The organism is Aurantimonas sp. (genome assembly GCF_964217435.1).
In the GTDB taxonomy this organism is placed as follows: domain Bacteria; phylum Pseudomonadota; class Alphaproteobacteria; order Rhizobiales; family Rhizobiaceae; genus Aurantimonas; species Aurantimonas coralicida.
This window is the reverse complement of sequence record NZ_CAXPJM010000028.1, coordinates 46,838-67,400: the sequence shown is the minus strand read 5'-3', so window position 1 is coordinate 67,400 and position 20,563 is coordinate 46,838. Positions and strand designations below refer to the sequence as shown.

Annotated in this window: 19 protein-coding genes; 13 read left to right on the top strand and 6 right to left on the bottom strand. The window is 67.1% G+C overall.

Annotated elements, in window-relative coordinates; all coding sequences use genetic code 11:
* Positions 1–55: 55 nt before the first annotated feature.
* From ACEQX1_RS12240 to ACEQX1_RS12230, 3 genes are all read right to left on the bottom strand, one after another.
* Positions 56–1,216 (bottom strand): TRAP transporter substrate-binding protein, encoded by a 1,161-nt coding sequence (locus ACEQX1_RS12240; protein WP_024348887.1) that lies wholly within the window; start codon positions 1,214–1,216, stop codon positions 56–58.
* A gap of 430 nt (positions 1,217–1,646) precedes the next feature.
* Entirely contained in the window at positions 1,647–2,654 is a 1,008-nt protein-coding gene (locus ACEQX1_RS12235) for an NAD(P)-dependent alcohol dehydrogenase (RefSeq protein WP_370195444.1), read from the bottom strand.
* A gap of 160 nt (positions 2,655–2,814) precedes the next feature.
* Positions 2,815–3,366, bottom strand: a complete 552-nt coding sequence (locus ACEQX1_RS12230; RefSeq protein WP_370196873.1) for a DUF1465 family protein — start codon at positions 3,364–3,366, stop codon at positions 2,815–2,817.
* A 387-nt stretch (positions 3,367–3,753) separates the two neighbouring features.
* Here ACEQX1_RS12230 and ACEQX1_RS12225 point away from each other — a divergent pair, with 387 nt between their 5' ends.
* On the top strand, positions 3,754–4,761 hold the full coding sequence (locus tag ACEQX1_RS12225; protein ID WP_370196872.1) for an NAD(P)H-quinone oxidoreductase: 1,008 nt from the start codon (positions 3,754–3,756) through the stop codon (positions 4,759–4,761).
* A gap of 158 nt (positions 4,762–4,919) precedes the next feature.
* The gene (locus tag ACEQX1_RS12220) at positions 4,920–5,621 is read left to right on the top strand and encodes a DUF1013 domain-containing protein (RefSeq protein ID WP_370196871.1); all 702 of its coding nucleotides are present in this window, start codon (positions 4,920–4,922) and stop codon (positions 5,619–5,621) included.
* A gap of 127 nt (positions 5,622–5,748) precedes the next feature.
* Here ACEQX1_RS12220 and ACEQX1_RS12215 read toward each other — a convergent pair whose 3' ends face one another.
* Positions 5,749–6,540 (bottom strand): SDR family NAD(P)-dependent oxidoreductase, encoded by a 792-nt coding sequence (locus tag ACEQX1_RS12215; protein WP_187390216.1) that lies wholly within the window; start codon positions 6,538–6,540, stop codon positions 5,749–5,751.
* A 250-nt stretch (positions 6,541–6,790) separates the two neighbouring features.
* Between ACEQX1_RS12215 and ACEQX1_RS12210 the strand changes: the two genes are divergently transcribed.
* The 8 genes from ACEQX1_RS12210 (at position 6,791) to phoB (ending at position 15,733) form a co-directional block, all read left to right on the top strand.
* Positions 6,791–8,032, top strand: coding sequence for a hypothetical protein (locus tag ACEQX1_RS12210; protein ID WP_370196870.1), 1,242 nt, complete (start codon positions 6,791–6,793; stop codon positions 8,030–8,032).
* Positions 8,033–8,164: 132 nt separating this feature from the next.
* Positions 8,165–9,472: an ATP-binding protein gene (locus ACEQX1_RS12205; RefSeq protein ID WP_370194838.1), complete on the top strand. Its 1,308-nt coding sequence runs from the start codon at positions 8,165–8,167 to the stop codon at positions 9,470–9,472.
* A 150-nt stretch (positions 9,473–9,622) separates the two neighbouring features.
* Positions 9,623–10,657: a substrate-binding domain-containing protein gene (locus ACEQX1_RS12200; RefSeq protein ID WP_228240257.1), complete on the top strand. Its 1,035-nt coding sequence runs from the start codon at positions 9,623–9,625 to the stop codon at positions 10,655–10,657.
* Positions 10,658–10,726: 69 nt separating this feature from the next.
* Positions 10,727–12,109: a phosphate ABC transporter permease subunit PstC gene (gene pstC, locus ACEQX1_RS12195; protein ID WP_370196869.1), complete on the top strand. Its 1,383-nt coding sequence runs from the start codon at positions 10,727–10,729 to the stop codon at positions 12,107–12,109.
* The gene (pstA, locus tag ACEQX1_RS12190; protein ID WP_370194841.1) at positions 12,102–13,385 is read left to right on the top strand and encodes a phosphate ABC transporter permease PstA; all 1,284 of its coding nucleotides are present in this window, start codon (positions 12,102–12,104) and stop codon (positions 13,383–13,385) included. Before pstC ends, pstA begins: the two co-directional genes overlap by 8 nt.
* Before the next feature lie 23 nt (positions 13,386–13,408).
* Positions 13,409–14,218, top strand: coding sequence for a phosphate ABC transporter ATP-binding protein PstB (pstB, locus tag ACEQX1_RS12185; protein WP_051141505.1), 810 nt, complete (start codon positions 13,409–13,411; stop codon positions 14,216–14,218).
* 19 nt (positions 14,219–14,237) lie between these two features.
* Positions 14,238–14,984 (top strand): phosphate signaling complex protein PhoU, encoded by a 747-nt coding sequence (phoU, locus tag ACEQX1_RS12180; protein WP_188077650.1) that lies wholly within the window; start codon positions 14,238–14,240, stop codon positions 14,982–14,984.
* 5 nt (positions 14,985–14,989) lie between these two features.
* Entirely contained in the window at positions 14,990–15,733 is a 744-nt protein-coding gene (gene phoB, locus ACEQX1_RS12175) for a phosphate regulon transcriptional regulator PhoB (RefSeq protein WP_024348874.1), read from the top strand.
* Positions 15,734–15,829: 96 nt separating this feature from the next.
* Here phoB and ACEQX1_RS12170 read toward each other — a convergent pair whose 3' ends face one another.
* Positions 15,830–16,393: a GcrA family cell cycle regulator gene (locus ACEQX1_RS12170; protein WP_024348873.1), complete on the bottom strand. Its 564-nt coding sequence runs from the start codon at positions 16,391–16,393 to the stop codon at positions 15,830–15,832.
* 449 nt (positions 16,394–16,842) lie between these two features.
* Here ACEQX1_RS12170 and ACEQX1_RS12165 point away from each other — a divergent pair, with 449 nt between their 5' ends.
* Genes ACEQX1_RS12165 through ACEQX1_RS12155 form a run of 3 tightly spaced genes read left to right on the top strand, consistent with a single transcriptional unit; the run spans position 16,843 to position 20,040 of the window.
* Positions 16,843–18,057, top strand: coding sequence for an aspartate aminotransferase family protein (locus ACEQX1_RS12165; protein WP_024348872.1), 1,215 nt, complete (start codon positions 16,843–16,845; stop codon positions 18,055–18,057).
* 8 nt (positions 18,058–18,065) lie between these two features.
* Entirely contained in the window at positions 18,066–19,019 is a 954-nt protein-coding gene (argF, locus tag ACEQX1_RS12160; RefSeq protein ID WP_029702577.1) for an ornithine carbamoyltransferase, read from the top strand.
* Positions 19,012–20,040 carry an Hsp33 family molecular chaperone gene (locus ACEQX1_RS12155; protein WP_370194798.1) on the top strand — a complete coding sequence of 343 codons (1,029 nt, stop codon included), beginning with the start codon at positions 19,012–19,014 and terminating at the stop codon, positions 20,038–20,040. Before argF ends, ACEQX1_RS12155 begins: the two co-directional genes overlap by 8 nt.
* 72 nt (positions 20,041–20,112) lie before the next feature.
* Here the strand turns inward: ACEQX1_RS12155 and apaG are convergent, their stop codons facing one another.
* Positions 20,113–20,505 carry a Co2+/Mg2+ efflux protein ApaG gene (apaG, locus tag ACEQX1_RS12150; protein WP_024348869.1) on the bottom strand — a complete coding sequence of 131 codons (393 nt, stop codon included), beginning with the start codon at positions 20,503–20,505 and terminating at the stop codon, positions 20,113–20,115.
* Between the last annotated feature and the right edge of the window lie 58 nt (positions 20,506–20,563).

Here is a 20,563-nt window from a genome sequence, read left to right as displayed (position 1 = left end):
AGAAATGTCCGGCGGTATCAGCCGCCGGACATTCCGTTCTTCGACGCAGCCGGCGTCAGCTCGGCAGCTTGCCCGGGAAGAAGAAGTTGTAGGCCAGCCGGTAATCCGGCGAGTTGAGCAGCTCGTAATAGGAGACGCGCTCGACCCATTCGCGCTGGCTGTCGAGGATCTTCTTGAAGAAGGTGTCTTCCTCGAGCCCGACGATCAGCTGCTTCCAGGCTTCCAGCTGGGCTTCCAGGATCTCCGGCGGGGTCTGGCGGACCGTCACCCCGTCGACATCCTGCAGTTCCTGCAGGTCCTTGGAATATTCGTTGAGGGCGAGCGCCGTGTTGGCCGTGGAGGCCGCCTCGACGCTGTATTCCATGATGGCCCGCAGGTCGTCGTCGAGATCCTCCATGAAGTCCTTGTTGAACAGGAACTCGAAGGCCTCGCTCGCCTGGTGGTAGGAGCCGAGATAGTAGTTCTTGGCCACGTCCTGCGCACCGAAGCGACGGTCGGAGGAGGGGTTGTTGAACTCGAAGGCGTCGATGACGCCGCGCTCCATTGCCGGGACGATTTCACCGCCCGGAAGCTGGGCGACGCTCATGCCCATGGACTGCATCAGATCGGCGGCCAGACCCACGGTGCGGTACTTGAAGCCCTCGATGTCGGCGACCGAGTTGACCGGCTCCTTGAACCAGCCGAAGGGCTGTGCCGGCATCGGGAAGCCCATCATGCCGATGACGTTCAGGCCCATGACGTCCTGGGTCAGCTCCTTGTAGAGCTCGCTGCCGCCGCCCTGGTAGAACCACGACAGCATGGTGGTCGGGTTGCCGCCGAAGACCGGGCCGGTGCCGAACAGCGAGGCAGCCTTGTTCTTGCCGTACCAGTAGGCCGACACCGAATGGGCGGCATCGATGACGCCGTCATTGACCGCGTCCATCACCTGGAAGGCGGCGACGACGGCGCCGGCCGGCAGGAGATCGATCTTGAGGCGGCCGCCGGACATGGTCTCGACGCGCTCGACATATTGCCGGGCGAAATCCATCCAGATGTCCGAGGCCGGCCAGGACGTCTGCATCTTCACGACCAGCGGCGACTGGGCCAGCACGGCCGGTGCAGCGAGAGTGCCGGCAGCCGCTCCCGCAGCAACGACGCCACCCCTCAGGAACTTGCGGCGAGAAACGCCGTCATTCGACTTGGACAGGCTCTCAACGTTGTTATTGCGGCGCAGCATTATCTACTCCTCCCTTATGAAATCACTCGGAATGACCTGTTGCCTCCCAGCGCGAGCAAGATTGCCGATTAAAAACTCCACGTCAATCAAGGTGGAAGATGGCCGTCTTGAGCGGCCGCTCATGTGAGGAAGGCAGCGCGCCGGGCGGGGCCGGCCGATCATGGGGCAGGGACAGGGCGCAACGGCGCTGCAGCAGGTGGAGCAGCCGCAAGCCGATGGTTTGCAGGGGTTTGCGTGCGATTTACGTTTACGGAAGAGGCAGGTCCGGGCGCGCCGGTGCGCGGGTCCGGCGGAGCCTGAACGCGGCGTCGCGGGCTGCGATCACGATGGCGGAAAACGCTGCGTCGGCCGCACGGGGTCGCAAGATGAGACGAAAGTCTAACGCGCCGGGCGGTGCAAAACCGCGCCGCCCGGCGGGGGTGACCCGCGGCTAGAATTCCAGGCAGATCTTGCCGAAATGCGCGCCCGATTCCTCGTGGCGGAAGGCGTCCGCGATGTCTTCAAGCGCAAAACTGCGGTCGATGACCGGCTTCAGGCCGATGGCGTCGATGGCGCGGACCATGTCCATCTGATGCCGCCGGCTGCCGACGATGAGCCCCTGCAGGCGCTGGTGCTTGGCCATCAGGGCGGCGGTCGGCACCTCGCCGGCGCGCCCGGTGAGGACGCCGATGAGGGCGATGTGGCCACCGATGCGGCAGGCGGTGATCGACTGCGGCAATGTGCCCGGGCCGCCGACCTCGATGACGTGGTCGACACCGCGGCCGTCGGTGAGGTCGAGGACCGTCTGTCCCCAGCTCTCGTCGCGCTTGTAGTTGATCGTGTGCTCGGCGCCCATCTCGCGCAGCCGCTTCAGCTTGTCGTCGGAGGAGGAGGTGGCGATGACGCGGGCGCCCATCAGCCGGGCGAATTGCAGGGCGAAGATCGAGACGCCGCCGGTGCCCAGCACCAGCACGGTGTCGCCGGCCTTGATGCGGCCATCGACGACGAGGGCGCGCCAGGCGGTGAGGCCGGCGGTGGTCAGGGTGGCGGCTTCCGCGTGGCTGTAGCTCTTCGGGGCATGGGTGAACGAGGTGGCGGGACGCACGACCTCCTCGCGGGCATAGCCGTCGACGCCGTCGCCGGGCGTGGTCTTGAAGTCGGCCACCGGCGGTTCGCCATCGAGCCACAGCGGGAAGAAGGTCGAGACGACATGGTCGCCGACCTTAAACTCGCTGACGCCGTCGCCGACGGCCTCGACGGTGCCGGCGCCGTCCGACATGGGGATGCGACCGTCCTCGGTGGGCATGCGGCCGCTGACGACGCCGTAATCGTGGAAATTGAGGGAGCTGGCGCGAATCCGCACGCGGATTTCACCGGGGCCGGGCGCGCCCGGTGCGTCGCGCTCGACGAGCTGTAACTGGTCGAGGCCGCCGGGCTTGCTGAGCTGGATCACGCGCATCGCGTCGTCTCCTGGGTTCGCTGGAAAGGGTGGGGAGCGAACGCAGGGAGGCGAGGGCGGTTGCGGCTTGGCGGCGAACACACCGTCGCCTGCGTCGCTCACGGGCGGGCGATGGACCCGCAGGATGAGGCGATCGGCGTTTGCCGACCGCGGGGAGCGGTCAGCCGTGGAAGGCGGTCTTCAGAAGGTCGATCTGCTCGCCGACGGGATTGCGCGCGGGGTGCTCCGGCTCGGCGGCGTTCTCGCCATAGATCTCGCGATCCAACATGGCGATGCGGCGCTCCAGCATCAGGGCGCGTTCGACGAGATCGCGGAAGGCTTCCGGCAGTTCGCCGTAATTCGGCGAATCCTTGGCGCTGCCGAGGCCTTCGAGACGGACCTTGACCTTCTCGGCCTCGACCTGGGCGCGCGACATGTCGCCCTGGTTTGCGGCGCGCTGCAGCAGCAGCCAGGAGGCGACCTGCATCAGCCGGGTGGTCAGGCGCATGGATTCGGCGGCGTAGAGCGTGGTGCCGTGCTTGGACAGCGCCTTCGCCTCGACCCGGCCGGCGCCGTCGAGATAGATCGCCGTCTCGTCGACCAGGGCCATGCCCTGGTTGAACAGCGGCTGGAAGGAGCGCGAGAAGGCCAGATGCTCGGCGAGCCGGATCGTGCGGTCGCCGTCCGATGTGCCGTTGGATTGGATCGTCATCGAGCCGAATTCACTCCCCATCGCGGACACCTTTTCGCACTGCCAGAATCGGTCGGACCGCGAACAGGGCGCGATCGTCGAACGAGAACAGGGTGCGTCCGTTACCAAGGCTTTGCAAGCGAGGGCGCGGGACAAGGTTAATTGCTGTTAAGCAAGCGCGGCAGGGGCGGGACGGTTCCGCCGGTCTGTCAAAAAAAGGGGCCGCGTGAGCGGCCCTTCAGGAGTTTTCAACAGGGAGGCGTCAAACGGGGCGGAAACCGCTCCGTCTATCCATCAATCCGGCGATCCTTCAATCTGGACTGATCTCAGTTAAACCCCGGAAACCTTACTCAGGGCTTAACGGTGGTTCGCTTTCGTAGGAATTTCTCTACGTTTCGTGCGACGGCCAACACGGAGATCACGCAGACCATGACGATACCCCAGGACATGCAGGCGGCCCTTCTCGACGGATTCGGCGGCCCCGAGGTGCTGAAGCCCGGCACGCGGCCGGTGCCGAAGCCGGCCGCCGGCGAGGTGCTGGTGGCGGTGGCCGCGGCCGGGGTGAACCGCCCGGACGTGATGCAGCGCCAGGGCATGTATCCGGCGCCGGCCGACGCGCCGGACTGGCCGGGCCTGGAGATCGCCGGCACAGTCGTGGCGCTGGGCGAGGGCGCCAGCCGCTTTGCCGTCGGCGACCGGGTGATGGCGCTGGTGCCGGGCGGCGGCTATGCCGAATATGCGACGGTCGCCGAGGTGAACGCGATTCCGGTGCCGACATCGCTGTCGATGATCGAGGCGGCCGGCGTGCCGGAAACCTATTTCACCGTCTGGCACAACGTCTTCCAGCGGGCCAAGCTGACGGCGGGCGAGAGCTTCCTCGTCCATGGCGGCACGTCGGGCATCGGCACGACGGCAATCCAGCTGGCGAAGCATTTCGGCGCGCGGGTGTTCGCCACGGCTGGCAGCGACGACAAGTGCCGCGCGGCCGAATCCCTCGGCGCCGAGGCCTGCATCAACTACCGCACGCAGGATTTTGTCGAGGCGCTGCGCGAGAAGACCGATGGCAAGGGCGTCGACGTGATCCTCGACATGGTCGGCGGCGAGTACACGCCGCGCAACCTGCAGCTGGCGGTCGAGGACGGGCGGATCGTGCAGATCGCCTTCCTGAAGGGGCCGAAGACGCAGATCGACCTGACGCCGCTGATGCGCAAGCGGCTGACCTTCACCGGCTCGACCCTGCGCAACCGGCCGGTGAGCTTCAAGGCGGTGATCGCGTCCGAACTGACCGATCAGGTGGTGCCGCTCCTGGAAGCGGGCACGGTGAAGCCGCTGATCGACGCGGTCTATCCGCTGGAGAAGGCCGCCGACGCGCATCGCCACATGGACGAGGATCACATCGGCAAGATCATCCTGACGACGCGCCATCTGGAGAGCTGAGCGCGTCGCGGCGGCCCCTGCCGGGTCGCCGCACGGGAAATCCGGCGATTTCCTTGCACCAATATGGCTAACGGCCTATAAGGGCGCCCGAATTCCCGTACATGTGGTGAGTATCCACGGCCGGCCCTTCCGGGGCAGGCACTTAGGAGGATTGTATCGTGGCACAGCAATTATTGATGCCAAAAGCGACCGCCGTCTGGCTGGTCGACAACACTTCGCTGTCCTTCGAACAGATCGCGGATTTCTGCACGCTCCACCATCTCGAGGTGAAGGCGATCGCCGACGGCGAATCGGCCCAGGGCATCAAGGGTCTCAACCCGATCATGACCGGCCAGCTGTCGCGCGAGGAGATCGAGGCGGCGGAGAAGGATCCGAACCGCAAGCTGAAGCTCGCCGCGCCGAAGGTGCGGGTGCCCGAGGCCAAGCGCAAGGCGCCGCGCTACACGCCGGTGTCGAAGCGCCAGGACCGTCCGAACGCGATTCTCTGGCTGGTGCGCAACCATCCGGAGTTGAAGGATTCGCAGATCTCGAACCTGGTCGGCACGACCAAGAACACGATCCAGCAGATCCGCGACCGCAGCCACTGGAACTCGGCCAATCTGCAGCCGATGGACCCGGTGACGCTGGGCCTGTGCACGCAGATCAATCTCGACCTGGAAGTCGAGAAGGCCTCGCGCGGCATCGTCCGCCCCGAGGAGATCGCCGAGGAAGAGCGCCTGCTGTCGGCCTCGCAGACCCAGAACTGGGACCGTTCGCGCGAAGACCGCGAAGAGGGCGAGCTCGACGCGGCGGCGGTGTTCGCCAAGCTCTCCTCGATGCAGAGCACGGACACCGACGAAGACGACGGCAACCAGAACTGAGATCGCCCGCGGCCGGAAACGGCCCCGGGACATGCCAAAGCGGCGCCGGAGTGATCCGGCGCCGCTTTCGTTTTTTGGGAATGTCCTGGGATGCGGGACGGCGGCCGGGCGGCCTGCCGCCGAGCAATCAGTCGGGCTCGGGCGGCGCGACGGTGTAGTTGAGGCCGAGGCGGCCGCCATCGGCATAGAGCGTCTGGCCGGTGACGTAGCTGGCCTCGGCGGAGGCAAGGAAGGCCGCCAGCGCGGCGATCTCCGACGGCTCGCCGATGCGGCCCATCGGGGTGCGCGACAGGATGCGCGCCGTGGCGTCCTTGTCGGCGACGACCGAGCGCAGCATGTCGGTCATGATCGAGCCCGGTCCGATGGCGTTGACGCGGATGCCGTAGGGCGCCAGCGACTGGGCCATCACCTTGGTGAGCTGGTTCATGCCGCCCTTGGAGACCGAATAGCCGACCTGGTCGGGCAGGGCGAAGACGGCGTTGACCGACGACATGTTGACGATCGATCCCGGCTCGCCGCCATCCTTGACCTTCTGCACCAGATGCCGCGCCACCGCCTGGCCGCACAGGAAGGCGCCCTTCAGATTGACGTTCAGCACCTTGTCGAAGGCTTCCTCCTCCAGATCGAGGAAGTCGGCCTTGTGGACGATGCCGGCATTGTTGACGAGGATGTCCACGTCGCCGAAATCGTCGAGGGCGGTGGCGACGAGATTGTGGACATGCAGCCGGTCGGCGACGTTGCAGACCACCGAGCGGATCTCGCCCAGTTCCTTCAGTTCGGCGGCGGCAGCGAGGCCGGCCCGCTCGTCGACATCGGCGATGATCACCCGGGCGCCGTCCTGCAGGAAGCGGCGGGCGATGGCCTGGCCGATCCCCTTGGCGCCACCGGTGACGATCGCGACCTTGCCTTCGAGTGACATGGCGCTTCTCCTTTGACATCTCAGCCGCGCCGAACGCGGCAACGCGCTCTCCATACCAGAATGGGCGGGCAAGGGCAGGGGCGCCGGACCGGTTCGCCGGCCGCCGCGTCAGCCTCGGTCCAGACGGCGATGCTTATGCTGCCGGCAGGGCACGGGATTGAACGCCGCAGGGGCGCCGATTAGTGTCGCCCTGTCTCTTCCCATCGCGCGCAAGGCGCCGAGGGGCTCTTTGCAAGTGGAGTGACCGTCCTTGGCCAGCGCGATCGAACAGAGCGTCAGACGCGCGCTGCAGAAGGGGAATGCCGCTGATCCGGATTTTCGCCTCGTGGTCTACGAAGCGGCCGAGCGCGCCATTCTCCGCGTGCAGTCGGCGCAGCAGAGCGACGAGGCGGAAGCCGATCGCAAGCGCCAGGCGCTGATCAGCGCGATCGAGGCGATCGAGGCGGAATATCCGGCGCCGGGCGGTTATGGGGACGATGCCGTGTCCGAAAACGCCGACGCCACGGCATCGGCCGAGCCGGACGTCGCCGCGCCCGCCACGCCGCCGATCCCGGCTGACACGCCGGAGGCGATGCCGGCCACCGACGACGAAACGCAGGCAGCAGATACGCCTGACACCGCTGCGCCGGCGGCTGGTGCGACGCGCGCTGCCGAGGCGGCGCCCATGTCACCGACGCCCGCCGCAAAGACGCCCGCCGCAAAAGCGCCTTCCGCGAAGACGCCGTCCGCCAAGGTGCCCGCGGCCAAGGTCGATGCGAAAGCCGCGACCGCCAAGCCCGGCGCCGCGGCATCCACCAAGCCGGTGCGCGACCGCTGGTCGCCCGACCACAAGCCGAAACGCGGCCGTCCGTTCAGCGAGGCGAGCAACAAGCTGGTCGGCGCGGTCATCGTCGTCCTGTTGCTGCTGCTGATCGCCGCGGCGGTCTGGGTCGTGCTGCCGCTGTTTTCCACCACGCCGGCGCCGGTCGCCAGCGAGGATGGGCCGACCATCGCCGAGACGATCCAGTCGGCCGGCGAGGACCCGGCGCTGACCGGCGGACCGTCGCCGGACAACTGGATCGACGTCTTCGCCGGCACCGACCTTGAGAAGATCGCGGCCGAGGGCGGTGCGCGCGCCAGTGGCGTGGCGGGATCGGGCGGCCGGATGGCCGTGCAGATCGCCGCGCCGGCCGATGGCGACGGGTCGGAGGTCAGCCTGGTCATCGGCGCCGGGATCGTCGAGCAGATCGCCGGCAGCCGGGCCCGCGGCGAACTCGCCGTCGGATCGCCCGACGACCAGGGCCGCGAGTTCAGCGTGAGCTGCCTGTTCGCCGGCGAAACGGTCTGCGGGCGTCAGCGCTTCCAGGTGAGCGCCGCGGAGGAGACCTTCGTCTTCGACATGGCGGTGCCGGAAGGCGCCATGGGCGCCGCGCAGCTGGTCATCGATCCGCAGATCGGAACCGGGGCGGGCGACCTGAACGTCTACGGTTTCCGTGTCCAGGCCATCGACTAGCACCGGCGACGCCGGCTCGCGAACTGCGCCGGGCGCCAACCGGCGTCATCGATCTTCGACAATTCTGCGCTAGGAAGGACGGATGTCGCATTCGTCCTGCCGCCGTCCGATTCCCGCCCCACAGGTGTCCGCTTGAGCCCGCCCGAGCCCGGCGAGCCGGAGATCGCGCCCGTCGGCCGCTCCGGCGTGCGGACCCGTTCCGTGGCGCTCGCGGCGCTGATCGGGCTCGGCGGGCTGGGCTGGTTCGTGCCCGAGGCCGCCCCCGGATGCGTGGCCGTCTTCCTGTTTCTCCTGGCGGTGCTCTACGTGCCGCAGCGGGTCGATCGGCGCCGGCAGGCGGTGGCGGCCAGCGAACGCGCCGACACGACCTGGCCGAGCCGCGGCGTCAAGGCGGTGGTGGAGGCGCTGCAGCAGCCGAGCTTCATCATCGACCGCCAGATGCTGCTGCGCTACCGCAATCCCGCCTCGCTGGTCGGCTTCGGCAACATGGCGCTGGGCGACGCGCTGTCGCTGCGCTTCCGCTCGCCGGAATTCCTGGCGGCGGTCGAGGCGGTGCTGCGCGACAACCAGCCGGGCAGGGTGACGATCGAGGAGCGGCGCCCGGTCGAGCGGGTCTGGCAGATCGAGATCCTGCCGATCCCGCCCTATCAGGGCGAGCGGCCGCATTTCTTCCTGATAAGGTTCAGCGACCGGACCGCCGAGCTGCGCATCGAACGCATGCGCACCGATTTCGTCGCCAATGCCAGCCACGAATTGCGCACGCCGCTGGCCTCGCTGTCGGGCTTCATCGAGACGCTGCTGGGTCCGGCCAAGGACGACCCGGCGGCGCGCGAGAAATTCCTCGGCATCATGCGCGAGCAGGCGACCCGCATGTCGCGGCTGATCGACGACCTCCTGTCGCTGTCGCGGATCGAGATGAAGCGGCATGTGCCGATCTCGACCCGTGTCGATCTCGGGGCGATCCTGCGCAAGGTGGAGAGCCAGCTGGCGCCGCTGGCCGAGCAGTTGGATGTCGAGCTGGCGCTGGAGCTGCCGGAGGAGCCGGTGGCGATCCCCGGCGACGAGGACGAACTGATGCAGGTCTTCTCCAATCTGGTCGAGAACGCCTGCAAATACGGCGAGACCGGCAAGCGCGTGGAGATCAGCCTGACCCGGACGGTGGAGGCGGGCGGCAGCTTCGTCGATGCGGCGGTGCGCGATTTCGGCCCCGGCATTCCGGCTGAGCACGTGCCGCGGCTGACCGAACGCTTCTACCGCGTCGATCCGGGCCGCTCGCGGGCCAAGCGGGGCACCGGCCTCGGCCTGTCGATCACCCGCAACATCCTCTTGCGCCATCGCGGGCGACTCCTGGTCGAGTCGACCATCGGAAAAGGCTCTGTGTTCACGGCCAGGTTACCGCTGCCGCGGTCCGATTCTGATACTTCGGAGAAAGCGCTATAAGAAACAGCGGCTTGGACTGTCATAAAGGTGCAATCCGACTGTCATATAGACTTCTTCCAGCGCCGCTAGACGTGTCGGCGAGCAGCAGCCGCCAGACAGGGCGGCCCAACAGTGCTCGGTTCGAAACAAACTCCTCAAGGAGACGCACCCGTGAACAACAAGTTCATCGCCAGCCTCGCGCTCGGTACCGCCATCGCACTGACCGGCCAGGCCTCCGCGCAGGTCCGGGACCAGATCCAGATCGTCGGATCCTCGACGGTTTTCCCCTACACCCAGGCCGTTGCTGAACAGTTCGCCAACATGGGTGAGTTTCCGGCGCCCGTGACCGAGTCGACCGGTACCGGCGGCGGCATGAAGATCTTCTGCGGCGGCGTCGGCGAGCAGACCCCCGACATCACCGGTGCCTCGCGCGCCATGAAGGCGTCGGAATACGAGCTGTGCCAGTCGAACGGCGTCAAGGACGTCACCGAAGTCCTGCTCGGCTACGACGCGCTGTCCTTCGCCAACGCCCGCAGCGGCCCGGAGCTGTCGGTCAGCAAGGCGCAGCTCTTCCAGGCGCTCGCCGCCGAGGTCGAGGTCGACGGTGAGGTGAAGGCCAACCCGTACAAGAGCTGGAACGAGATCGATTCCTCGCTGCCGGCCGAGCCGATCCTGGTCTATGGCCCGCCGCCGACGTCCGGCACGCGCGACGCCTGGGTCGAGCTGGTCATGGAAGAGGGCTGCGCCGAGTTCGAGGCCATCAAGGCGCTCGACGAGGACCGTCACGACGAAGTCTGCCAGCGCATGCGCACCGACGGTGCCTTCGTCGAAGCCGGCGAGAACGACAACCTGATCGTGCAGCGTCTCGAGACCGACCCGACCGCCTTCGGCATCTTCGGCTACTCGTTCCTGTTCGAGAACCAGGACAAGCTGAAGGGCGCCGCCATCGGTGGTGTCGTTCCGTCCGAGGACACGGTTCTGACCGGCGAGTACGGCGTCTCCCGCCCGCTCTTCATCTACGTCAAGAACGCGCATCGTGACGCTATTCCGGGCCTCAACGAGTTCGTCGCCGAGTATGTCAGCGACGGCGCGATGGGCGAGGACGGCTACCTGATCGACCGCGGCCTGGTCCCGCTGAGCGCCGACAAGCTCGAGGCCACCCGCAAGTCCGCCACCGAAGGCGAGACCATGCAGGCGCCGAAGTAAGCTTTCGCGCTGACAAACCCGCCGGCCATTTTCCTGGCCGGCGGTTCCTCGCAAGGAGTGTCGGGATCCATGCCGCTATCATTGACGCTGGCGACTGCCGTCTTGCTGACGATCATCGGCTTCAGCGCCGCCTTCATGAAGGCGCGGACGGTCGGGGCGACGGGTGACGGACGGACGCTGCACTCCCTCCCCAAATATCACGGCTATCTTCTTGCGCTGACGATCCTGACACCCTGCGTCGTCGTCATCCTGCTGTGGCTGGCGCTCGAGCCCGTCGTGCTCGACCGGATCATCCTCGCCAATCTGCCCGAGACGCTGAAGGAAGCGTCGGCCGGGCGGCTCGGCCTGCTCATCGGACAGGTCCGCCAGGTCGCCGCCGGCGTCACCTTCGGCGAGCCCGACCCCGCGGTCTTCATCGCCGCGGAGACCTTCCAGACGGCGGCGAACGTCTCGCGCTGGCTGCTGCTCGCGGTCGTCGTGGCGATCGCGCTGATCGCCTCGGGCGTTGTCGTTCCCCGGATCGACCTGCGGTTTCGTGCCCGCAACACGGCCGAGCGGATCATCAAGTACATCCTGATCTTCTGCGCCACCATCTCGATCCTGGTGACGCTGGGCATTCTCTTCTCGCTCCTGTTCGAGGGGCTTCGGTTCTTCGCCGTGGTGTCGCCGCTGGAATTCTTCTTCGGCATCAACTGGGACCCGCAGATCGCCATCCGCCCCGACCAGGTCGGCTCGACCGGCGCCTTCGGCGCGGTGCCGATCTTCGCCGGCACGCTGATCATCGCGTTGACGGCGATGGTCGTGGCGCTGCCGGTGGGACTGTTCTCGGCGATCTACATGGCCGAGTTCGCCTCGCAGCCGATGCGCACGGTGGTCAAGCCGCTGATCGAGGTGCTCGCGGGCATTCCGACGATCGTCTACGGCTTCTTCGCCGTCCTCGTCGTCTCGCCGGCCATTCGCGGCTTCGGCAGCGACATCGGCATCCCGGTATCGCCGACAGCGGCGATCGTGCCGGGCCTCGTCATGGGCGTGATGATCATCCCGTTCATCTCGTCGCTGGCCGACGACGCGATCTCCGCGGTCCCGCGGGCCATGCGGGACGGCTCGCTCGGGCTCGGGGCGACCCGCGGCGAAACCATCACCAAGGTGATCCTGCCCTCGGCCCTGCCGGGCATCGTCGGCGGTGTTCTCCTCGCCACCAGCCGGGCGATCGGCGAGACCATGATCGTGGTCATGGCGGCGGGCCTGACCGCGAACCTCACCGCCAATCCGCTGGAAGGCGTCACCACCGTCACGGTGCAGATCGTGGCGCTTCTGACCGGCGACACGTCCTTCGACAGTCCCAAGACGCTGGCCGCCTTCGGCCTCGGGCTGACGCTCTTCCTCATGACGCTGATGCTCAACCTCGTCGCAATCCAGATTGTCCGGAAGTATCGGGAACAATATGACTGACGCTACCCAAGCAGGCGCATTCCCCTCGGGCCGGCCGGGCACGCATTCCCGTGATCTCGTCAGGGCCAGCCTCGGCAAGCGCAAGTCGGCGCAGACCCGGCTGAAGATCTACGGCGGCGTCGCGATCGCGTTCGCGCTGCTGATGCTCGCGACGCTGATCGGATCGGTCGTCTCGACCTCGCTTCCGGCCTGGACGCGGACCGAGGTGAAGCTCGACGTGGCGATCCCCGCCGAGGACGACATCAACTACAATTCGCTCGCCAACAATTCCCTGCTCGCCATGTTCCCGGAGACGGACGGGCGCGCGGAACGGCGGGCGGTGACCGGCATCCTGAGCAACGGCGCGCAGTTCATGCTGCGCGATCTCGTCGCCGCGGACCCGCAGCTGAAGGGCCAGACGACATCGGTGTGGGTGCCGGTGTCCGACCCCTACGAGCAATTGTTCGAAGGCGTCGTCAATGCCGACCAGGCCGAAGCCAACCGGCGCCTCGACGACGCGGCGCTGGCCCGCTTCAAGCAGCTGGAAGAGGCCGGGCTGATCCGCTCGGCGGTCGACTGGGGCCTCGTCACCGAGGCGGACAGCCGCTTCCCCGAACTCGCCGGCCTGAAGGGCGCGATCATCGGCTCGTTCTTCCTGCTGCTGGTCTGTTTCCTGATCAGCGTTCCCGTCGGGGTCGGCGCGGCCGTCTATCTGGAGGAGTTCGCGCCGAAGAACCGGTTCACGGACTTCATCGAGATCAACATCAACAATCTGGCGGCGGTGCCGTCGATCGTCTTCGGTCTCCTGGGCCTTGCGCTGTTCATCGGCGTCTTCGGACTGCCGCGTTCGGTGCCGCTGGTCGGCGGCATGGTGCTGTCGCTGATGACCCTGCCGACGATCATCATCGTCACCCGGAACGCCTTGAAGGCGGTGCCGCCCTCGATCCGCGAGGCGGCGCGCGGTGTCGGCGCCTCGGAGATGCAGGTGATCGGCCATCACGTCCTGCCGCTGGCCCTGCCGGGCATCCTCACCGGGGTGATCATCGGCCTGGCCCAGGCGCTCGGCGAGGCGGCGCCGCTGCTGCTGATCGGCATGAACGCCTTCATCACCTCGGCCCCGTCGGGTCCTCTCGACCCGTCGACGGCGCTTCCGACCCAGATCTTCATCTGGTTCGACAGCCCGGAACGCGGCTTCGTGGCGCGCACCAGTGCGGCCATCTGCGTGCTCCTGGCCTTCCTCTCGATCATGAACCTTACGGCGGTCCTTCTGCGACGCCGTCTCGAACGGCGCTGGTAGATATGCGACAGGAGACTCCCATGATGGAAAATATCCAGGTGTCGTTAGCGAAAGGGCCTGCCGTGCAACCTACCCGTCCGATCAAGATGCGATCCGAGAAGGTGACCGTCCATTACGGTCCGAAGCAGGCGCTCTACGACATCGATCTCGATGTCGAGGAGAACCAGGTGACGGCGCTCATCGGACCGTCGGGCTGCGGCAAGTCGACCTTCCTGCGCTGCCTGAACCGGATGAACGACACGATCGACATCGCCAAGGTGGGCGGCAAGATCACGCTGGACGGCGAGGACGTCTACGATCCGGCGATCGACGTGGTCGAGCTGCGGGCGCGGGTCGGCATGGTCTTCCAGAAGCCCAACCCGTTTCCGAAGTCGATCTTCGACAATGTCGCCTATGGTCCGAAGATTCACGGGCTCGCCTCGACCAAGGCCGAGCTCGAGGAGATCGTCGTCACCAGCCTGCGCAAGGCCGGCCTCTACGAAGAGGTAAAGGACCGGCTCGCCGAGCCGGGCACCGGCCTGTCGGGCGGCCAGCAGCAGCGCCTGTGCATCGCCCGCGCCATCGCGGTGTCGCCCGAGGTGATCCTGATGGACGAGCCCTGTTCGGCACTCGATCCGATCGCGACCGCCAAGGTCGAGGAACTGATCGACGAGCTGAAGCAGAACTACACCATCGTCATCGTCACCCATTCGATGCAGCAGGCGGCGCGCGTCTCGCAGCGCACGGCGATGTTCCATCTCGGCTATCTGGTGGAGGTCGGCCCGACGGAGAAGATGTTCTCCAACCCGGACGACAAGCGCACCCAGGACTACATCACCGGCCGCTTCGGCTGAACGAAGGCAAGGAAGCGTCATGCCCATGACCGAACATACAGTCACGTCCTACGAAGACGAGCTGAAGCTGATCGTCCGCCGGATCTCGGAAATGGGCGGGATGGCCGAGCGGATGGTCGAGCAGTCGGTCGCCGCGCTGATGCGCAGCGACTGGGGGCTGGCCCAGTCGGTGGTCGCCGACGACCTGCTGCTGGACGACGCCCAGCGGGCGCTCGACGAGCGGGCGATCATGACCATCGCCAAGCGCCAGCCGATGGCCGTCGACCTGCGCGAGATCGTCGGCGCCATCCGCATCTCCAACGATCTGGAGCGGATCGGCGACCTGGCCAAGAACATCGCCAAGCGGGTGATCGCGGTCCACGACCATGCCCATCCGGTGCAGCTGGTGCGCGGCATCGAGCATCTGTCGGAGATGGCGCTGGAGCAGCTCAAGGAAGTGCTCGACGCCTATGGCGAGCGGGACTACGAGCGCGCGCTCGCCATGCGCGAGAACGACGAGCAGATCGATGCGATGTACACCTCGATCTTCCGCGAGCTCCTGACCTACATGATGGAGGATCCGCGCAACATCACCTCCTGCACGCATCTCCTGTTCTCGGCCAAGAACATCGAGCGGATCGGCGATCACGCCACCAACATCGCCGAGACGGTCTATTACATCCAGACCGGCAAGCAGCTCGAAAACGAGCGGCCGAAGGGCGACAACACGGCGACGATGACCCAGCCGGTGCCGAACGACCCGCCGAGCCAGGCTGACGAGGGCTGACAGCAATGAGCGCACGGATCGTCGTCGTCGAGGACGAGGAAGCCCTCGGCATTCTCCTGCGGTACAATCTCGAGGCCGAAGGCTACGTCGTCGACGTCATCGACCGGGGCGACGAGGCCGACATCCGGCTGAAGGAGGAGGTGCCAGATCTCCTGATCCTCGACTGGATGCTGCCCGGCCTGTCGGGCGTTGAGCTCTGCCGGCGGCTGCGCCAGCGCGAGGAGACCGAGCGCCTGCCGATCCTGATGCTGACGGCACGCGGCGAGGAGAGCGAGCGGGTGCGCGGCCTGTCGGTCGGCGCGGACGACTATGTCGTCAAGCCGTTCTCGACGCCGGAGCTGATCGCCCGTGTGCGGGCCATGCTGCGCCGCTCCAAGCCCGAGAAGATCTCCAGTCAGCTCGTCGCCGGCGACATCGATCTCGACCGCGAGACCCATCGGGTGCGGCGCGCCGGCCGCGAGCTCAAGCTCGGACCGACCGAGTTCAAGCTGATGGAATTCTTCATGCAGTCGCCGGGCCGGGTGTTCTCCCGCGAGCAGTTGCTCGACGGCGTCTGGGGCCGCGACATCTATGTCGACGAGCGCACGGTGGACGTGCATGTCGGCCGGCTGCGCAAGGCGATCAATCGCGGCCGCGAGCGCGACCCGATCCGCACCGTGCGCGGCGCCGGCTATGCGCTGGATGAGCAGTTCAGCGCCGCCAGGTCCCCGGCCGCGCCGGCCCGCACGCGACTGAGTGCCGGCGCCTGACGCGTCTCCCCCCGGCTTCTTCACGAGCCTGAAACGCAAACACCCCGCGCGGCCTGGCCACGCGGGGTGTTTTGCATTTGGTAGGGCCTGCGGCGCCTAGCGCGCGCGGCGGCGATCCGAGAAGGGCTGGAAGGCCAGCTTGGCGTGATAGGCGCAATAGGGCGAGGCATCGCGGGCGTTGTTGCCGCAGAAATGGAAGTCCGGCTTCATCGGGTCGCCGACCGGCCATTTGCAGGTCGTCTCGGTCAGTTCGACGAGGCTGAGCTTGCGGGCGATCGGCACCACTTCGGCGCTCTCGCGCTCCTGCGGCTGGTCCATCACCTCGAGCTCTTCCTCCGGCTCCATCTTCAGCGCGGTGGCGCCCATGGTGCGCGGCATGGAACGGCTCGGGGCCTGCTGCTGCGAGGCGGCGACCAGACGGGCCGGCACCACCATCTCGACGGTCTCGACCTCGGCCGTGCGGCGCGGGGCAGGGCGCTCGACGGCAACCGGCTGCGCGACATTCGGCTGGCGGGCCCGCGATTCGAGTTTCAGGCGGTGCACCTTGCCGATCACGGCGTTGCGGCTGACGCCGCCCAGGCGGTCGGCGATCTGGCTGGCGCTCAGGCCTTCGGTCCAGAGCTGCTTGAGCAGCTCCACGCGTTCGTCAGTCCAGCCCATGGCAAGCTCCTTTCGGCATAGTCGCGACGGCTGGAATCCCTCCACAAGCGCGACGGCTGACCGCGCCAGAACGCACAAGATATATTGAGGAACTAGGTCCGCCGCACGAAATCTAGTATCTTGACGGCAAGATAGCCCAGCCGCGGACTCGCTGACAAGGCTCGCCGGGGACGCAGGGGAATCGTTTGGGGCTTTTCCCCAGCCTTTGTTGCCGCCCGTGACGTTCGTCAAGCCTATGACCGACAAGCAGGGCGAAAATGCGGTTCGATTGACACCGCGTCGGCTCGCCATGGTATAGCGGAAGCTCCGAAGTCTCGGAAAACGCTCGAAAGCCTGCCCCATCGGCAGGCTTTGGCGTTTCAAGCATCCCGCCCCAGCGGTTCGCGCGCCGAACCGATCCCGCAACAACAACCGGATCCGACCCTTACGATCCAGCAAAGTCAAAGGCCATGGCTGACACGACGGACCATTCCTCGCCGCTCTTCGAGACCTATGCACGCGCGCCGCTCGCCTTCGAGCGCGGCAGCGGCGTCTGGCTGGAGACGCGCGACGGCCGACGTTTCATGGACTTTGGCGGCGGCATCGCGGTGAACTGCCTCGGCCATGCCCATCCGCATCTCGTCGAGACGATGAAGGCGCAGGCCGAGAAGCTGTGGCACGTCTCCAATCTCTACGAGATCCCCGACCAGACGCGGATGGCCGAACGGCTGACGGCGGCGACCTTCGCCGACCGCGCCTTCTTCGCCAATTCCGGCGCCGAGGCGGTGGAATGCGCGATCAAGACGGCGCGGCGCTATCACTACGTCAACGGCGCGCCGGAGCGCTATCGCATCCTGACCTTCGAGGGCGCCTTTCACGGGCGCACGCTGGCGACCATCGCGGCCGGCGGGCAGAAGAAGTATCTCGAGGGTTACGGCCCGAAGGTCGAAGGCTTCGACCAGCTGCCCTTCGGCGACCATGACGCGCTGCGCGAGGCGGCGGCGCAGCCGGACGTCGCGGCGATCCTGATCGAGCCGATCCAGGGCGAGGGGGGCATTCGCAGCGTGCCGCCCATGTGCCTGACGGGCCTGCGCGAGATGTGCGACAATCTCGGCATCCTCCTGATCTACGACGAGGTGCAGACCGGCGTCGGGCGGACCGGCAAGTTCTTCGCCTATCAGCATTCGGGCGCCGCGCCGGACATCCTCGCCTCGGCCAAGGGCATTGGCGGCGGCTTTCCGCTCGGCGTGTGCCTGGCGACGGAGCGGGCGGCCAGCGGCATGACGCCGGGCTCGCACGGCACGACCTATGGCGGCAGCCCGCTGGCGATGGCCATCGGCAATGCTGTGCTCGACGTGGTGCTGGACGACGGCTTCCTCGACCATGTCCACGACATGTCGCTGCAGCTCAAGCAGTCGCTGGCCTCGCTCTCGGACCGCTATCCCGACGTGATCGAGGCGGTGCGCGGCGAGGGGCTGCTGATCGGGCTGAAGGCCAAGGTGCCGAACGGCGAACTCGTGGCGCAGATGCGCGAGGAAGGACTTCTGGCGGTACCGGCGGGCGACAATGTCGTGCGCCTGCTGCCGCCGCTCAACGTCACCGCGGACGAGGTCCGGCAGGCGATGGATCGGATCGAGACGGCGGTGGCGGCGATGTCGGCCGGCAACCGGCGCAAGAGCGCGTGAGGCGAATGATGACGATGGCAAACGGCCCCAAGCACTTTCTCGACATCTCCGCCGTCCCGAGCCGCGACCTGCACGACATCATCGACGATGCCGCCAGGCGCAAGGCGCTCGGCCGCGACGGTCCGAAGCCTTTGGCCGGCAAGGTGCTGGCGATGATCTTCGACAAGCCGTCGACGCGCACGCGGGTGTCCTTCGACGTCGGCATGCGCCAGCTCGGCGGCGAGACGCTGTTCCTGTCCGGCACCGAGATGCAACTCGGCCGCTCGGAGACCATCGCCGACACGGCGCGGGTGCTGTCGCGCTATGTCGACGCGATCATGATCCGCACCACCACCCATGACCGGCTGACGGAAATGGCGGAATACGCCACGGTGCCGGTGATCAACGGCCTGACCGACGACACCCATCCGTGCCAGATCATGACCGATCTCTTGACCTTCGAGGAAAAGCGCGGCCCGGTGCGCGGGAAGACCTTCGCCTGGACCGGCGACGGCAACAACGTGCTGTCGTCCTTCGTCGAGGCCTCGGCGCGCTTCTCCTTCAACCTGACCATCGCCACGCCGGCGGGGTCGGGGCCGGACATGCGCTTCGTCGAGCGGGCTCGCAAAGACGGCGCCTCGATCCTAATTACGGAGGACCCGGTGGAAGCGGTGACTGGCGCCGACTGCGTCGTCACCGACACCTGGGTGTCCATGGGCCGCGAGGAACAGGCACGCGGCCACAATGTCTTCATGCCCTATCAGGTCAATGAACGCCTGATGGCGCATGCCAAGCCCGAGGCACTCTTCATGCATTGTCTCCCTGCCCATCGCGGCGAGGAAGTGACCGACGCCGTCATGGACGGCCCGCAATCGGTGGTCTTCGACGAGGCCGAGAACCGTCTGCACGCGCAAAAATCCATCCTGGCCTGGTGCTTCGACGCACTCGGCACCGAGACTTCCGCGGGGCAGAGCCGTGGCTGATCCGCAGAAGGCGCTCGGCGAGTTCAACTTCGCCGGCGACGATGCCGTCGTGCCGTTCGCGGTCGAGGGCCTCGACGCCCGGGGCCGGGCGGTGCAGCTCGGACCCATGCTCGACCAGATCCTCGGCCGGCACGACTACCCCGAACCGGTGGCGCGCCTGCTGGCGGAGATGGTCGTGCTGACGGTGCTGCTCGGCACGTCGCTGAAATTCGACGGCAAGTTCATTGCCCAGACCCAGACCGACGGTCCGGTGGACCTGCTGATCGTCGACTTCACCACGCCGTCGAGCGTGCGCGGCTATGCCCGCTTCGACGCCGACAAGCTGGCGGCCGCCGTCAGCGTCGGCGCGACCTCGTCCGAGGCGCTCCTGGGCAACGGCATCATGGCGCTGACCGTCGACCAGGGCGAATACACCCAGCGCTACCAGGGCATCGTGGAACTGGCCGGCTCGTCCATGGAGGAGGTCGCCGAGGCGTATTTCCGCCAGTCCGAGCAGATCCCGACCGCGGTGAAGCTGGCGGTGGCGCGGATCGTCAAACGCGGCGAGAACGGCTTCGTGGAAAGCTGGCGTGCCGGCGGTCTGGTGGCGCAGTTCCTGCCGGAATCGCCGGAGCGCATGCGCATGCCCGACCTGCCGGGCGGCGACGCGCCAGAGGGCGTCGAGGACGAACTCGGCGATTTCGAGCCGGACGATTCCTGGGTCGAGGTGCGGGCGCTGGTCGACACGGTCGAGGCGTCGGAACTCGCCGATCCCGATGTCGGCGTCGAACGGCTGCTGTTCCGGCTCTTCCACGAGCGGGGCGTGCGGGTGTTCCCGCCCAATCCGGTCGCCGACGACTGCTCGTGCAATCGCGAGCGGATCAAGGGCGTGTTGTCGAACTTCTCCGCCGAGGAGATCACCGAGAGCGTCGAGGACGGCGCAATCGCGGTGACCTGCGAGTTCTGCGGCGAGTCCTACAGCTTCGATCCGTCGGAATTCACGGACGCCGAAAGCGGCAAAAGCCCCGACGGCGACAGCTGACACGATAATCCCGCGCGCGGCCGGTCCGGGCGTGGGGCCGGGGCTTTGACGGCGGCCGGCGGGTTCGCGCGGCTAGTTCAGGACCCGCTGGCGGGCCGGCACGTCGAGCGAGAAGGCCGGGATCTCCACCTGGAACAGCGTGCCGTCCTCCTGCTCCATGCGGTAATGGCCGCGCATGAAGCCGGACGACGTGCCCAGCGGGCAGCCGGAGGTGTAGGTGAAGCTGTCGCCGGGGGCGAGCCGCGGTTCCTCGCCGACGACGCCGGGGCCACTGACTTCCTCGACGTGACCATTGGCGTCGGTGATGTGCCAATATCGTGATCGCAGCCGGGTCGTTTGCCGGCTGCCGTTCTCGATCTCGACCGTATATGCCCAGACCCAGCGTCCGTCGTCCGGCATCGACTGGTCTTCCAGATAGGTCGGTGTCACCGTGACCGTGATGCCGTGCGTCGTCGCCCTGTACATGGCCCCATACCCGAATGGCGTGTCGCGTCGCTTACGTTATCGCGGTGCGGCCGGTTCG

Bases quoted from the DNA above. Each gene is read 5' to 3' on its own strand.
- ACEQX1_RS12240 (WP_024348887.1), bottom strand. From the start codon at position 1,216: ATGCTGCGCCGCAATAACAACGTTGAGAGCCTGTCCAAGTCGAATGAC.
- ACEQX1_RS12235 (WP_370195444.1), bottom strand. From the start codon at position 2,654: ATGCGCGTGATCCAGCTCAGCAAGCCCGGCGGCCTCGACCAGTTACAG.
- ACEQX1_RS12230 (WP_370196873.1), bottom strand. From the start codon at position 3,366: ATGGGGAGTGAATTCGGCTCGATGACGATCCAATCCAACGGCACATCG.
- ACEQX1_RS12225 (WP_370196872.1), top strand. From the start codon at position 3,754: ATGACGATACCCCAGGACATGCAGGCGGCCCTTCTCGACGGATTCGGC.
- ACEQX1_RS12215 (WP_187390216.1), bottom strand. From the start codon at position 6,540: ATGTCACTCGAAGGCAAGGTCGCGATCGTCACCGGTGGCGCCAAGGGG.
- pstC (WP_370196869.1), top strand. From the start codon at position 10,727: ATGCCGCTATCATTGACGCTGGCGACTGCCGTCTTGCTGACGATCATC.
- pstA (WP_370194841.1), top strand. From the start codon at position 12,102: ATGACTGACGCTACCCAAGCAGGCGCATTCCCCTCGGGCCGGCCGGGC.
- pstB (WP_051141505.1), top strand. From the start codon at position 13,409: ATGGAAAATATCCAGGTGTCGTTAGCGAAAGGGCCTGCCGTGCAACCT.
- phoU (WP_188077650.1), top strand. From the start codon at position 14,238: ATGCCCATGACCGAACATACAGTCACGTCCTACGAAGACGAGCTGAAG.
- phoB (WP_024348874.1), top strand. From the start codon at position 14,990: ATGAGCGCACGGATCGTCGTCGTCGAGGACGAGGAAGCCCTCGGCATT.
- ACEQX1_RS12170 (WP_024348873.1), bottom strand. From the start codon at position 16,393: ATGGGCTGGACTGACGAACGCGTGGAGCTGCTCAAGCAGCTCTGGACC.
- ACEQX1_RS12165 (WP_024348872.1), top strand. From the start codon at position 16,843: ATGGCTGACACGACGGACCATTCCTCGCCGCTCTTCGAGACCTATGCA.
- argF (WP_029702577.1), top strand. From the start codon at position 18,066: ATGACGATGGCAAACGGCCCCAAGCACTTTCTCGACATCTCCGCCGTC.
- apaG (WP_024348869.1), bottom strand. From the start codon at position 20,505: ATGTACAGGGCGACGACGCACGGCATCACGGTCACGGTGACACCGACC.